At 60.8% G+C, this 14,251-nt stretch carries 12 protein-coding genes; 11 read left to right on the forward strand and 1 reads right to left on the reverse strand.

Annotated elements, in window-relative coordinates:
• Positions 1-14: 14 nt before the first annotated feature.
• Positions 15-1,292, reverse strand: a complete 1,278-nt coding sequence (gabT, locus tag KD146_RS12725; RefSeq protein ID WP_212659026.1) for a 4-aminobutyrate--2-oxoglutarate transaminase — start codon at positions 1,290-1,292, stop codon at positions 15-17.
• Between the two features lie 105 nt (positions 1,293-1,397).
• Here gabT and KD146_RS12730 point away from each other — a divergent pair, with 105 nt between their 5' ends.
• From KD146_RS12730 to KD146_RS12780, 11 genes are all read left to right on the forward strand, one after another.
• The gene (locus KD146_RS12730) at positions 1,398-2,291 is read left to right on the forward strand and encodes a LysR substrate-binding domain-containing protein (protein ID WP_249327668.1); all 894 of its coding nucleotides are present in this window, start codon (positions 1,398-1,400) and stop codon (positions 2,289-2,291) included.
• Positions 2,292-2,434: 143 nt separating this feature from the next.
• On the forward strand, positions 2,435-3,187 hold the full coding sequence (locus KD146_RS12735) for a gamma-glutamyl-gamma-aminobutyrate hydrolase family protein (RefSeq protein ID WP_212659027.1): 753 nt from the start codon (positions 2,435-2,437) through the stop codon (positions 3,185-3,187).
• Between the two features lie 90 nt (positions 3,188-3,277).
• Positions 3,278-3,751: a DUF3830 family protein gene (locus tag KD146_RS12740; RefSeq protein ID WP_212659028.1), complete on the forward strand. Its 474-nt coding sequence runs from the start codon at positions 3,278-3,280 to the stop codon at positions 3,749-3,751.
• Positions 3,752-3,919: 168 nt separating this feature from the next.
• Positions 3,920-4,954 (forward strand): ABC transporter substrate-binding protein, encoded by a 1,035-nt coding sequence (locus tag KD146_RS12745; RefSeq protein WP_212659029.1) that lies wholly within the window; start codon positions 3,920-3,922, stop codon positions 4,952-4,954.
• Between the two features lie 304 nt (positions 4,955-5,258).
• Positions 5,259-6,080: an ABC transporter permease gene (locus KD146_RS12750; protein WP_212659030.1), complete on the forward strand. Its 822-nt coding sequence runs from the start codon at positions 5,259-5,261 to the stop codon at positions 6,078-6,080.
• Positions 6,073-6,876, forward strand: coding sequence for an ABC transporter permease (locus tag KD146_RS12755; RefSeq protein WP_212659031.1), 804 nt, complete (start codon positions 6,073-6,075; stop codon positions 6,874-6,876). The genes KD146_RS12750 and KD146_RS12755 overlap by 8 nt, the downstream gene beginning before the upstream one ends.
• A gap of 3 nt (positions 6,877-6,879) precedes the next feature.
• On the forward strand, positions 6,880-7,923 hold the full coding sequence (locus KD146_RS12760; RefSeq protein WP_212659032.1) for an ABC transporter ATP-binding protein: 1,044 nt from the start codon (positions 6,880-6,882) through the stop codon (positions 7,921-7,923).
• 22 nt (positions 7,924-7,945) lie between these two features.
• The gene (locus KD146_RS12765; RefSeq protein ID WP_249327669.1) at positions 7,946-9,376 is read left to right on the forward strand and encodes an aminobutyraldehyde dehydrogenase; all 1,431 of its coding nucleotides are present in this window, start codon (positions 7,946-7,948) and stop codon (positions 9,374-9,376) included.
• A 50-nt stretch (positions 9,377-9,426) separates the two neighbouring features.
• Entirely contained in the window at positions 9,427-10,347 is a 921-nt protein-coding gene (locus KD146_RS12770; RefSeq protein WP_212659033.1) for a LysR family transcriptional regulator, read from the forward strand.
• 217 nt (positions 10,348-10,564) lie between these two features.
• Positions 10,565-11,359: an alpha/beta fold hydrolase gene (locus tag KD146_RS12775; protein WP_212659034.1), complete on the forward strand. Its 795-nt coding sequence runs from the start codon at positions 10,565-10,567 to the stop codon at positions 11,357-11,359.
• Between the two features lie 34 nt (positions 11,360-11,393).
• Positions 11,394-14,048, forward strand: coding sequence for a PAS domain S-box protein (locus KD146_RS12780; RefSeq protein ID WP_212659035.1), 2,655 nt, complete (start codon positions 11,394-11,396; stop codon positions 14,046-14,048).
• Positions 14,049-14,251: the final 203 nt, after the last annotated feature.

The following is a 14,251-nucleotide window of genomic DNA, read 5'->3' on the forward strand; positions in this document are numbered from 1 at the left end:
GTGTGGCTCCTGAACTATTGCGCTGCAACCAGAGCGCGGCCGAGCTTGACGAGCCCCTCTTCGAGCAGCGCATCGGATATGGTCAGTGGGTTGAGAACGCGGATGGTGTTGCCATGGATGCCGCATGAGAGCAGCACGAGACCATCGGCCAGCGCTGTCTGAATGACGCGTTTGGTGGTTGCCGCATCGGGTTCGCCACTGTCGGTGACGATATCAAAAGCAATCATGGCGCCGGGGCCACGAATAGCCGAGATGGGCACGCCGTCATTGCGCAGAGCCAGTTTATCCAGCGCGCCACGGATGGTGGCACCAATCGCATCGGCGCGGGCCAGCAGGCCTTCTTCGGCAATCACATCGAGCACAGCAAGAGCGGCGGCACAGGCCATGGGGCTGCCGGCGTAGGTGCCGCCCAGGCCACCGGGTTCGGCAGCATCCATGATGTCCGCCCGCCCGATGACGCCCGAGAGGGGGAAACCACCCGCCAGGGATTTGGCGACGGTCAGTAGATCGGGTTCTACCCCGGAATGCTCGATGCCGAACATCTTGCCTGTGCGGGCAAAGCCGGTCTGGACTTCATCGGCGATCAGCACGATGCCATGGGTGTCGCAGGCTTGGCGCAACGCCTGCAGCAGTTCGGTCGGCGCAGGCAGGAAGCCCCCTTCACCCTGTACAGGCTCGATAATGATGGCGGCCACATCAGTGGGCGCAATGTCGGCCCGGAATAAGGTGTCCAGCGCGCGCAGCGTGTCAGCGACACTGACGCCATGACTCGCTGCCGGGAATGGCAGGTGGTAGATGGCTGGTGGCGCGACGCCAAATTTGACCTTGTAGGGCGCGACCTTGCCGGTCAGCGCCATGGTCAGCGTGGTGCGACCATGAAAACCGCCGCTAAAGGCGATCACGCCGGGTCGCCCGGTGGAAGCCCGGGCAATCTTGATGGCGTTCTCAACCGCTTCGGCGCCGGTGGAAAACAGTACTGACTTCGCTGGTGCGTTGAACGGCGCCAACCCATTGAGCCGCTCGCACAGCGCGACATAGGGTTCGTAGGGCATGATCTGGAAAGCGGTGTGGGTGAAGTGATCGAGTTGATCGCGCACGGCCGCCATCACCTTGGGGTGGCGGTGACCCGTATTGAGCACCGCAATGCCTCCCGCAAAATCGATGTAGCGATTGCCGTCAATGTCCCAGATTTCCGAATTCTCGGCGCGCTGGGCATAGACCGGGAAGGCACTAGCGAGCCCGCGCGGGATGGCGGCGAGGTGGCGGTCGCGAAGGTCGGAATTGTGGGACATGGGGCGCACTCTGGGAGCAAGATCTGATCCCCCATTGTTACCGTGCGCAGCATCACACCCGTAGCAGATTGATTTGCATACAGTGGTGCATTAAAGCTTCCACTCATGAGTGCTGACGGACCCAACCTCCCCCCATTGATCATGCTGCGCGCCTTCGAAGCGGTGGCGCGAATGGGCAGCATGCGCAAGGCGGCGGACGATATTGGCGTCAGCCATACGGTGGTGAGCCGCCATGTGCGCAATCTCGAACACTGGATGGACCAGAAACTGGTGACGGCGACGCCGCGCGGGGTGGTGCTGACAGCAGCGGGTGAAACGCTGGTCGCGTCGGTTACCCGAGCCTTCCGGATTATTGCCAACACCACGGCCGAACTGCGCCCCGCCTCGCCGCGCGCCGGTCTGCGTATCTGGTGCATGCCGGGACTGGCCACACGCTGGTTGACGCCGCGTCTATCGGATATCGAAGCGGCAATGGGATCGGTGGAGATCAGTCTGCGGGCGATTGATCGCCTGCCCGACTTTGCCGCACACGAAGCCGATCTGATGATCGGGTTCGGCCGGTTTGATGATCTGCCGACTGGCGCCCGACGGCTGATCCTGCCGCGCATGTTTCCGGTTGCCAGTCCGGCATGGATTGCCCGCAATGGCGCACCAGCGGATCTTTCAGCCTTGGCACAGGCCCCCCTGATCCACGAGGAAAGCCGCCAGCAATGGACGGACTGGTTTGAGGCGATGGGCACCCGGCTGAGCGCGCAATTGCGCGGGCCGCGCCTGTGGGATGCCAATCTGGGCTTTGACGCCGCACTGGCGGGTCAGGGTATTGCGCTGGTGACCCGACTGACGGCTGGCAGCGAGATCGACAATGGCCGGCTGGTGGAAATCCTCGACAGCAAAGTGCGGCTGGGTGGCTATTATCTGGTGGCGGCACCGCAGCGTCTGGGTGACCCTACGCTGACCCGGTTCGAGCGTTGGCTCGAGGACAACCTGCCGCGCGAGTGAGCGTTGCGCACGTACGCGAGCGCGCATGATTGTGGGCCGCGCAGCACGGCTGTCCAGAGCGTTTTTGACAATTGTCCGGCTTGACGCGACAGGGGAGCAACCCGACTTTAAAGGGGCCTTTTGTCAACAACACGCGTCCCGTCATGCCCAGCACCCGCAAACCCGTTATCGGGGTCATTTCCTGCACCCGCACCGTCGAGGGCGAAGACGCCTATATCGTCAAAACCCGCTATGTGGATGCCCTCGCCAAGCATGCTGATGCGGTTCCCCTGATCTGTCCTGCCATCACAACGCGAGACGATGCGGACGCAATGCTCGCGCGGCTTGACGCCATTCTGCTGACCGGCAGCAACTCGAATATTGAACCGCACCATTATGGCGCCGCGAGCGGGCGTGCGCCATACGATCCGGGGCGTGATACGATGTCGGCCTTGCTGATCAAGGCAGCGGTGGCTGCGGGCAAACCGGTGTTCGGGATTTGCCGGGGACTGCAGGAAATCAATGTGGCTCTGGGCGGTACACTGGTGGACCAGCGGGATGGCGCAGAGCCACCTGAATTACCGCACCACGCCCCAGACGATGCGTCGCTTGAGCAGATGTTTGGACACAGCCACCCGATCGACGTGGTGGCGGACACGCCCCTGGCCGCCATTACTGACGAGCCGACGCTCACCATCAACAGCGTTCACTTCCAGACGATCGGGGCACTGGGCGCGGGACTGGTGGTCAACGCGCGTGCTAAAGATGGCGTAGTGGAAGCAGTTTCCTCGGTCGAGGGACCGACGAAAATCCTGGCGGTGCAATGGCATCCGGAGTGGCAACCAGAGACCCGGTTTCACGATCTGGCATTCTGGCAGGCGCTGGGCGAAATCACGCGCGACGCCACGGCGCGATAAGAATTCATTATAGGCTGAATTTTGAATAGGAATTGGACAGCGGCGCTGGAAGGCCTTTGATTGTTGGAGCAAACCAACTTATGGCGATCCATGACCGACAAGAAATTCTATCTCAAATTCGTCGAAGCCAACGTTCAGGGTATCATCACGCTTTATTGGGATAACGCGCCCAAGACCTGTGAAGCCCTGTGGAACGCGCTGGAAACGCCGATCCAGTGGGATGCGACCCACGCCATCTTCTCGGGTCCCGAAATCATGATGGGCCTGCCTGAGACCCACCGCAATTTCGATCCAACCGCCCTGCCACCGGAAAACCAGACAGTGCTGCCCGAGCCGGGCGAACTGCTGTGGTTCTATCAGCCCAAGAACTTCTTCAAGATTGATCCCAGCGAGTTCTGGGAAATCGGCATGTTCTATGGCGTCGGCGGCCGCACCTTTGGCCCCACGGGTTGGATTCCCTGCACCTATTTCGGCAAGATGACCGAAAATCTGGATGCCGTGGCGGAGCAGTGCCGCCTGATCCGTATCGAGGGCGCCAAGACCGTTGAGCTGGGCCGCCTGTAGAGACACTGGCCCAAATTGACCACGTGACGGCTGTTGCGTCACCGGTTGCGTCTTCGGGCCACAATGCCACGACCTCGTCCCTCGACAGACTCGGGATGAGGTCCACTCCAGCGCCGGACACACGCAGTACTGGCGCTGTCGCAATCAATTCAGCAAGGGAGACGACCAATGAAAGCTATTCTCGGTACAACCGTTCTGAGCCTTTCGGCTCTGCTCAGCACCACCGCCTTCGCGCAGGACACCACCTTCACGATCAACTCGTTCGGTGGGGCCTATGAGACGGCCCATCGCGCCTGCATCATCACCCCGTTCGAAGAAGAGACTGGTGTGAGCGTCAATGTGGTCACCGCTTACTCGGCAGATGCCTTTGCCCAGTTGCGCGCCCAGAAGGATGCGCCGCAGTTTGACGTGATCCATTTCTCTGGTGGCCAGGAAATCGTCGGCGCAGCTGAGGGGCTGCTGGCACCAATCGATGCGGCAAGCCTGACCAATGCAGCAGACGTGTATGACTTCGCAAAGGCCAATCTGGCCAAGGGTGAAGGTCCGGCCTATTCGATTGCGGCGATCGGCCTGATCTACAACACCGACGCTGTCTCGCCAGCGCCGACCCAGTGGGCCGATCTGCTCAACCCCGAATACAGCGAACATCTGGTTCTCACCGACATCTCCAATGGCTATGGCATGCTCGGCTTCCTGATGCTGAACCAGTCGCAGGGCGGCGATCTGAACAACATCCAGCCCGGCCTTGATGCGGTTGCCAAGCTGCTTGAAGCGGGCGCGCTGATCGTGTCGACCTCGCCCGAAATCCAGCAGGAATTCGCGCAGAATGACGCGTGGATTGCCCCTTACGCTTCGGATTATGCGTTCACGCTGCGCAAGGCCGGCCTGCCGTCGGGTTTCGCACAGGGCGCTGAAGGTACACCAGCCAGCTACATCACCACCAATGTCGTGGCCGGTCGTCCCAACACCGATCTGGCGCTGAAGTTCGTCGACATGTCGATCTCGCCAGAGGCACAGGAATGCTTTGCCGAGGCACTGCGCTACTCGCCCACCAACTCCAAGGCCGAACTGAGCGCTGAAGTCGCTGCCGACGTCGCCTATGGCGAAGAAGGGGTTGCCGGTCTGATCCGCTTTGATCCCGCCGTGATCGAAGCCAATCGCACCGCCTGGGTTGAAGAGTGGAACAAGACTATCGCTCGCTAAGGCGGTCGATCTGCAAGGCTCTGCTCTGTTCCAACTTGCCCCTGGGCGCAGTCAGAACAGGGCAGAAACGACCTCCCCCAGGGAGACCATGATAGCGGTCCGGACGCGCCACTCCTTTGCCGCCCGGACTGCAGGCCTCTCCAGCCCAAGATGGAGAGGCCACCTTTTTCAGCAATCTTTGGCTTGGCGGCGACCTGGACAAAAATGGGCGCAATCTCATTGTTCGACTCACGCGCCATGAAGTCTACACATAGATGGAATGCCCGATTTCGCCGGGCTGCGTGGAGCAAGGAAGACGCAACGCATGAACGACCGCACAGAGAACCTGCTGCTGGCCTTGCCCGGAATTCTGCTGCTGGGGCTCGCCTTCTTCCTGCCGATCGCCCAGATGTTGCTGCTGAGCATTTCGGGCCCTGAAGGCCCTACTCTGGCGCATTTCGTGCGTTTCCTGTCCGACCCTTACTATCTCAATATTCTGTGGCGCACGGTGAGACTGTCGCTGCTGATCACCGTGATCTGCGCGCTGATCGGTTTTCCGTTGGCCTATATCATGACCAAGGTTGGTCCCAAGCTACGGCTGTGGCTGGTGGTGATTGTGATCCTGCCGCTGATGACCAGTGTGGTGGTGCGCACTTTTGGCTGGATGGTCCTGCTCAGCCGCAGCGGGATGATCCCCGAAATGTTGCGTGATATGGGCCTGGTGGGCCGCACCTTTGCGCTGATGCAGACTGAGGCCGCCATCGTGATCGGCATGGTGCAAGTGCTGCTGCCATTCATGACACTGTCCATTCTGGGCGTCCTCACCCGCATTGACGGTAGGCTCGAAGAGGCCGCGCGCACCATGGGATGCTCCTTCCTGCAGACGATCCGCACGGTAGTGCTGCCGCTGGCCCTGCCCGGTATTGTTGCCGGGTCGCTGCTTTGCTTTACGCTATCGGCCAGCTCGTTCGTCACGCCCAACCTGCTCGGTGGCACGCGCATTCAGGTGCTGGCCGCCTCGATTTACAAGTCTGTGACGGCGACGCCCGACTGGCCCTTTGCGGCGGCGCAGGCCGTCATCCTGTTCGTTGGCATCCTGCTGGTGCTGGTGCCCTATATCAAACTCACGGGAGCCAAGCATGGTTAGGGCTGTTCCGGGCTGGCTGCATATTGTCGGCATTGTCTTCGTCGCGCTGACCGCGCTTATCCTGCTGGCGCCGCTGATCGTGGTGATCGGGGTGTCCGTATCGGAAAGTCAGTTCATCGCGTTCCCGCCCAATGGGCTGAGCCTGCGCTGGTATCAGGAAGTGTTGTCGTCCAACGCCTATCTCAACGCAGCCTGGATCAGCATCCAGATCGCCTTGCTGGTCACCCTGATGGCTACCGCCATTGGCGGCGCGGCGGCCATCGCTATCCATCGCCGGCAATTGCCGTTCTCGGATGTGCTGGCCACAGTATTCCTGTCGCCGCTGGTGCTGCCCACCATCATCTACGCCATCGGCATGCTGATGTTCTGGAGCTCGGTGTTCGGACCGGTCACGCCGCTGACGTTGGCGCTCAGCCATACGGCGATTGCCCTGCCCTATGTAGTACGCACCACGCTGGCCGTGCTCGCGGAATCCGACCCCTATCTCGAAGAAGCCGCACGCACCATGGGTGCGAACCGTCTGCAGCGGCTGTGGTTCGTGGTGGTGCCCCAGTGTATTCCGGGGCTGGCCGCGGGGGCGTTCTTCGCCTTCAACATCTCGTTTGATGAAGCCGTGCTGTCGCTGTTCCTGCGGGGGCCAACGCTGACTACCCTGCCCGTGCAGATCTACGGCCAGCTCGAGTTTTCGCCCGACCCATCGGTGGCCGCCGTGTCCACCATCATGATTGCCTTGACCATTGTGCTGATCTTCGTGATCGACAGGATGCTGGGCCTCACCCGTTTTGCGAGTGCCTGACCCATGGCCAATGTTCGACTGACCAATATCCGCAAATCCTTCGCCAAGACCCAGGTGTTGCACGGCATCTCGCTCGATATTGCCTCGGGTGAGTTCATCTCGCTGCTGGGCGCCTCTGGCTGTGGCAAGACCACACTGCTGCGCATGGTCGCCGGGCTGGAAAGCGTCACCGCTGGGGGCATCGAAATCGATGGCCGCGACGTCACGACCCTGCCGCCCGAACAGCGCGACATCTCCATGATGTTTCAATCCTATGCGTTGCTGCCGCATCTCAGCGTGAGCGAGAACGTGCGTTTCCCGCTGCGCATGCGCGGCATTGGCAGCCGCGAGGAGCAGCAGGAAAAAGTCGCCGCCGCACTCGAAACCGTGCAGTTGGGCCATCTGGGCGAACGCAAGCCGCGCCAGCTCTCGGGCGGGCAGCAGCAGCGTGTGGCGCTGGCGCGTGCCATCGTCTCCCAGCCTAAGGTGCTGTTGCTCGATGAACCATTGAGCAATCTTGACGCCCGGCTGCGCGAAGACATGCAGGTGGAACTGATCGAAATCCATCAGCGGCTGGGGCTGACGACGATCTTTGTGACCCATGATCAGGAAGAGGCGTTGAGTCTGTCGGATCGGATCGTTCTGCTCAATGCGGGGCGGGTGGAACAACAGGGCACGCCAGACGAAATTTACAACCAGCCCGCCACCAGCTTTGCCTCAAACTTCATCGGTTCGGCCAATCTGGTACCCGCCGAAATCACCGATGGCCCGAAGGGCCCGGTTGCCAAGCTTGAGGACGGTCAGATGCTGGTGCTCGATCCCAACGAGCCCATCCGCGGCAAGGCCACCCTGGCGCTGCGACAGGAAGACCTGACACTGAGCGCAGAGGGCACCGGCCCCAAGGCCAAGGTGCGCACCCGCGTGTTCCTGGGCGCGCGCAATCGCTACGTCATGACACTGGCGGGCCATCCGCTGCGCGCCCTGACCGCCAATGATCTCGACTTCGCCAATGGCCAGGAAATTGCGCTGACCATTGATCCGGCACGCATCCGCGTGATCGCCGACTGACCCCTGTATCGGAATTTGCATCATGAGTTTTGAAACACGCCTTTTTATCAATGGCGACTATGTCCAGGGCCAGGGCCCGGCATTGGCGAGCCATGAACCCGCGACCGGCAAGGTGCTCGCTGAAGTAGCGTCGGCGGACCACGCCCAGGTCGATGCGGCTGTCACCAGCGCCCATGCAGCCTTTGCGAAATGGAGCCAGACCACGCCCAAGGAGCGCAGTCTGGCGCTGCTGCGCATTGCCGACGCTATTGAGGCGCGCTCGCACAGTCTGGCCGATGTGGAATCGGTCAATGCCGGCAAGCCCTGGCGCTATGTGCAGGCGGGCGAACTGGCCAATGTAGCCGACGTGTTCCGGTTCTTCGGCACCGCGGTGCGCAATGTACCGGGCACAGCAGCGAACGGTTTCCGCTCGAGCCGGCACACCAGCATGATGCGCCGCGATCCGCTGGGCGTGATTGCCTCGATCGCCCCGTGGAATTATCCACTGCTGATGGCCGCCTGGAAAATCGCGCCAGCCGTCGCCGCCGGCAATGCCGTGGTGATCAAGCCATCGGAAAACACTCCGCTGAGCCTGTTGTTTCTGGCGTCGATCCTGGCCGAATTCCTGCCGCCGGGCGTGGTCAATGTGGTGTGTGGTGACGGCCCTGAAGTGGGCCAGACACTGATCACCCATCCGCTGGTGCGCATGATCTCGCTGACAGGCGATGTGCGTACCGGACGCGCCGTGCTCAAGGCAGCCGCCGGAGAGAGCATCAAGCGCACCCATCTTGAACTGGGTGGCAAGGCCCCGCTGATCGTGTGTGCCGATGCCGATATCGACACGCTGGTGGAGACGCTGCGCGAGGCCAGCTTCTACAATGCCGGACAGGACTGCACGGCGGCCTGCCGGATCTTTGTCGACCAATCGATTGCCCAGGAGGTGACCGACAGGCTCTCAGGCATGATCGGCTCGCTGGTCTATGGCGCGCCCGAGCGCGACGACGTCGAATTCGGCCCCTTGATCACCGGATCGCAGCGCGACCGGGTCGCCGGCTTTGTTGAGCGGGCGCGCGCCGATGGCGCTGATATCGTGGCTGGCGGCGCGACACCGGATCAACCGGGTTATTACTACCAGCCAACGCTGGTAGCGGCGCCGATCGAGGCTGAAATCGTGCAGAAGGAAGTGTTTGGACCGGTGCTGACCATCACCGCATTCGACGAACCAGCCACGGCGCTGGAATGGGCCAATGCCTCCGAATACGGCCTGGCTTCGTCGGTGTGGTCGCGCGACGGTGTGCAGGCGATGAATATCGCCAATGCGCTGCAATACGGCATTACCTGGGTGAATACCCATGGCGTGTTCGCCACTGAAATGCCGCATGGGGGCATGAAGAATTCGGGCTATGGTTCCGATCTCTCCATGCAGTCTCTGATGGACTACACGCAGGTACGTCACATCATGGTTGCGTCCTAGCACGCGGAAAAAGGCGCGCATGGATGGGTAAATCTGATAGAGGAAGCGCCATGCGCATCCTCGACATGACCACCTTTGTCGCCTTGGCGCGGCACCGCCATTTTGGCCGTGCCGCCGAAGAACTGCATACGACGCAGCCAGCAATTTCCATTCGTCTTGCGGCGATGGAGGAGGAGTTTGGCTGCCGTCTCATGCACCGCACCGGACGCAATTTCTCGCTGACCCCCAGCGGACAGCGTGTGCTGGAAACCTTCCAGTCGATCCTGAGTGCCTATGACGGGCTCAAGCATGAACTGACCGACGAGGCCAGTCTGGCGCCCAAGGTGGTGCGGATCGGGGCAATCGACTCGGTGTCCTCGACCTGGATGACGCCCTTTGTCGAAGCGTTGCACGAAGCGGCGCCAACGCTGAAGATCGAGCTGACGGTTGAAGGCACCAAAAGCCTGATCGACGGGATGAACAAGGGCGAGTTCGATGTGATCTTTGCGCTCGATCCGGCCATTGGCGACAATTTCCGCAGCTTCACGTCCTGCGTGCTGCAGATGACATGGGCGGGATCGCCCAAGATCATCAATCCGGACCGCACCTATAGCGTCGATGATCTGGCGAGCCTGCCCATCATCACCTTCCCCAAGGACACCCCGCCCTACCGGATGATCGCGCCCTATTTCCAGGACGAGCAGGTGCTGGCCAGCAAGCTGACGAGCTCCAATTCGCTATACTCGATCATCAATCTGCTCATTGACGGCTTTGGCGTCGGCGCCATTCCCAGCGTCACCATCAAGCGCGAGCTCAAGATGGGACTGTTGCACCCGATCCGGGTGACCAAGCATTTTCCCGCCATGCCCATTATCGGCACTTATCAGGCGATCAGCGAACGCGATCTGATCCGCCGCGTGGTCGAACAGGCCCATGTCAGCGCCGCGCTTTACTGCGCGACAGTGGACCCCAGCATGGCCTGGGTGGATTAGGCCTTTACGACTGAGTGCAGCGTGCGCTTCGCAAAGCGGATGAGTTCGTCTGCCGCGAGCACTTAAGCGCGGATCTTCCAACCCCCCACGATTCTTTAGTTCGGGTAAGGAATATATTCATTGGTCGGTGCTACAGTAGGCTCGGGGCCAAGCAACGGGCACGCTGAGCAGGTGTCCGGCGCCGTAGAAGTTGCGCTGCCCTAGGAAAGGACACGCAATGTCGCTGATTGATCGACACGCCGTCACTGTTAGCGGACGGGGTACCAAACCGATGGTTTTTCTGCACGGGTATGGGTGTGACCAGAATATGTGGCGTCTGATGACGCCCTTTTTCGAAGAGGCCCACAAGGTCGTTCTGTACGATCAGATCGGCGCCGGCCGGTCGGATCTGAGCGCCTATGACAAGGACAAATATAACCGCCTGCAAGGCTATGCTGATGATCTGATCGCGATTTGTGACGAGTTGGCGCTCGGCCCTGTCGTTGTGGTGGGGCACAGCATTAGCGGCACCATTGCGCTTCTGGCCGCCAAGAAACGCCCGGAACTATTCGAGAAACTGGTGATGGTCGGCCCCTCACCAAGCTTTATCAATGATGGCGACTATGTCGGCGGCTTCGACCGGTCGGATATCGACGACATGCTCGAATTTCTCCAGCTCAACCACGAAGGCTGGTCCAGCCAGATGGCCCCCATCATCATGGGCAACCCGGATCGCCCCGCGCTCGCCGAGGAACTCGAAGCTAGCTTCTGTCGGACTGATCCGCAAATTGCCAAGCAATTCGCCAGGGCGACATTCCTGTCTGACCACCGGGCCGATCTGGTTGATGTGAATACACCCACGCTGATTCTGCAGAGCGATGACGATACGATCGCTCCGGTAAGTGTGGGGACGTATATGGCCCAGAACATGCCCAATGCGCAGATGGTGCTACTGCGGGCGCAGGGGCATTGCCCTCACATCAGTTCAGCCCCCCTGGTGTCAAAAGCCATTCTTGATTACCTGGCGCAGTAGGGCCCGCCGGATGGGTCCCGAAGTCCCCGGAACGTTGACTGACAAAGGGTCAGCGCTGGATCTGTTCGAGTTGGCGCCAGCAGCCATGGTGCTGTGCCATCGGCAGGGCTTCGTGCAGAAATTCAACCGGGCATTTGCTCGGCTGGTCGGCTGGCAGGATGGCAAGATACCGCCGGCGCGACAGTTCAAGGAACTACTGACCAGGCCGTCGCAATACATCTATGGCTCACAGGTTGTGCCGCCGCTGCATCTGTTGGGCGCGGTCGAAGAGATCGAGCTTGATATCGTCACAGCGGATGGATCGAAACTTCCCGTATTGCTTGGCGCAGTGCAGATCGACGGCGGCGATGGCGAAAACCTGCATTGCTTCTCGCTCACCCCGGTCAAGGGACGACGCGCTTACGCCCGCGAGCAGTTCGAGGCACGGGCCAAGCTTGAGAGACAGCAGGAATATCTCGACCTCGCCGAGAAGCTTGCCCGGGTAGGGCATTGGCACGCCCAACTGGCCACCGGCGAGGTGTTCTGGTCGCCGGTGGTCTATTCGATCCATGGGCGGGATCCCGCCGACGCGGCGCCCCTCGATCTTGAAAAGGCCATCAATTATTATCACGCGGACGACCGCGAGGCTGTGCGCGCCGCCATCACTGAGGCGATGGACAGCAAGCAACCCTTCGCGTTTGAAAAGCGACTGGCACCGAGCGAGCATCAGGGCGTGCGTTATGTCGAAGCCTATGGTTTGTGCGAGTTTGACAATGCCGGACAGCCAACGGGCATATTCGGCGTCCTGCGCGACGTCACCGAGGCGCGCCAGGCTCAGGCCGACCTGGAAGCCAGCGAAGAGCGCTATCGCATGCTGGCCGACAGTGTTCCGGGCCTGATCGGCTATTGGGATCGCGATCTATGTTGCCGCTTCGCCAATCAGGCCTACCAGGAATGGACCCCCTATGCGCCTGCCGAGCTGGTGGGCATGACCATGGCACAAGTCGCCGGCGAAGAACTCTTCGCGCGTAACCAGCCATACGTGGTCGCTGCCCTGGGCGGCGAGCGACAGAGCTTCGAGCGCACCGTGGTGATCCCCACCGGGGAAACGCGCCACGCCTGGATCGAATATCTGCCCGATCACGGGCCCGATGGCACGGTGCGCGGGTTCTACTCGATGATCACTGATGTCACTGCGCTCAAGCAGCGCGACCAGGCCGAGCAGGAATCCAACGCGCTACAGTCCGCGGTATTGTCCAGCACCAGTTACATGGTCATTGCCACAAAGCCAGACGGTACCGTGACCATGTTCAACGCGGCAGCGGAGGCTGCCCTCGGCTATCGCGCCGAAGACGTCATTGGCAAACACACACCGGGGCTCTGGCACGATGTGAGCGAGGTTGTTGAGCGTACCGAGCAGATCAATGCAGAACTAGAAACCGCTATAGAACCTGGCTTTGCCACGTTTATTGCCCAAGCCGATCGCACTGGATCTGAGACGCGAGGCTGGACCTATATCGCCAAGGACGGACGTCGCTTCCCCGTCCGGCTGAGTGTCACCCAACTGCGCGATACCGATGAGCAGATCACCGGTTATCTCGGCGTGGTAGAAGACATTACCGACCGCAAAGCGGCAGAAGAAGCCCTGCGCACCAGTGAGGAGACCTTCCGCGTTGCCATGGAGCATGCCAGCATCGGTATGACGGTGCTTGACCCCGGGGGGCGCTGGGTCCGGGTTAATCAGGCGCTGACGCAATTGCTGGGCTATACGGAGGAACAACTGCTCGGTCTGGACTTCATTGCCGTCACCCACCCCGATGACAGGGTGGCCAGCGAGCAAGTGGTTCAACAATTGCTGTCGGGGGAAATTGACACGCACACGGCCGAAAAGCGCTATCTGTGTCGCGACGGACAATCGGTCTGGGCACAGTTGAGCGCTGCCGCCGTACGCAATCCCGATGGCAGCACTAAATACCTGGTAGCCCAGATACAGGACATCACCGAGCGCCGCGAAGTCGAGCGGGTCAAGAACGAGCTGATCTCGACGGTTAGTCATGAATTGCGTACACCCGTCACCTCGATCCGGGGAGCGCTTGGCCTGCTGGCCGGGACCATGGCCAACGATCTGTCGCCGCAGGCTGTCAAGCTGGTCGACATTGCCAACAAGAACAGCGAGCGGCTGATCCTGCTGGTCAACGACATGCTCGACATCGACAAAATTGCCTCGGGCAAGATGGCGTTTGACCTCCGCTCGGAGGCGTTGGGCCCGATTATTGGGATGGCGCTTGAAAACAACCAGCCCTATGCAGACCGCTTCGGGGTGAGCATCAACACCAATGCCGAAGAGCTGTCGGTCGAAGTGATGGTCGATCCGGCGCGCCTGCAGCAGGTCATGAGTAATCTGCTCTCCAATGCGGCCAAGTTTTCGCCTGCTGGTGAGCAGGTGGACGTTACCGTCACGGCGGGCGACACAATGTGCCGCGTTGCCGTCCGCGATTACGGACAGGGCATTTCAACCGCTTTTGCGCCGCTGATCTTTGGCAAATTTACCCAGGCGGACTCCTCGGCCACCCGCTCCAAATACGGTAGCGGGCTGGGACTGCATATCAGTCGCGAGATCATCCTGCAGATGGGTGGTCAGATCGGCTTCGACAGCACGCCCGGCGAGGGCGCCACGTTCTGGATTGACCTGCCGCTGGCAGTTGCCTGAGCTTAGAGCAGTCCGTCCAGCGGGCCGCCACCTTCAGACACAGGCAGCGCATGACCTTTCTAAAAGCGACCAGTGTCGGCAGCCCTTGGCGTTTGTTTTGTTTGTTATTTTGGTTTTTTGAACGCAAGAAGCCCTCACTGTTTCCAGTGAGGGCTTCTTTTATTCTTTTTCGACATCGTAATGAGATCATACGTTTTTGGCAG

Source organism: Devosia litorisediminis, assembly GCF_018334155.1.
Classification (GTDB): Bacteria; Pseudomonadota; Alphaproteobacteria; order Rhizobiales; family Devosiaceae; genus Devosia; species Devosia litorisediminis.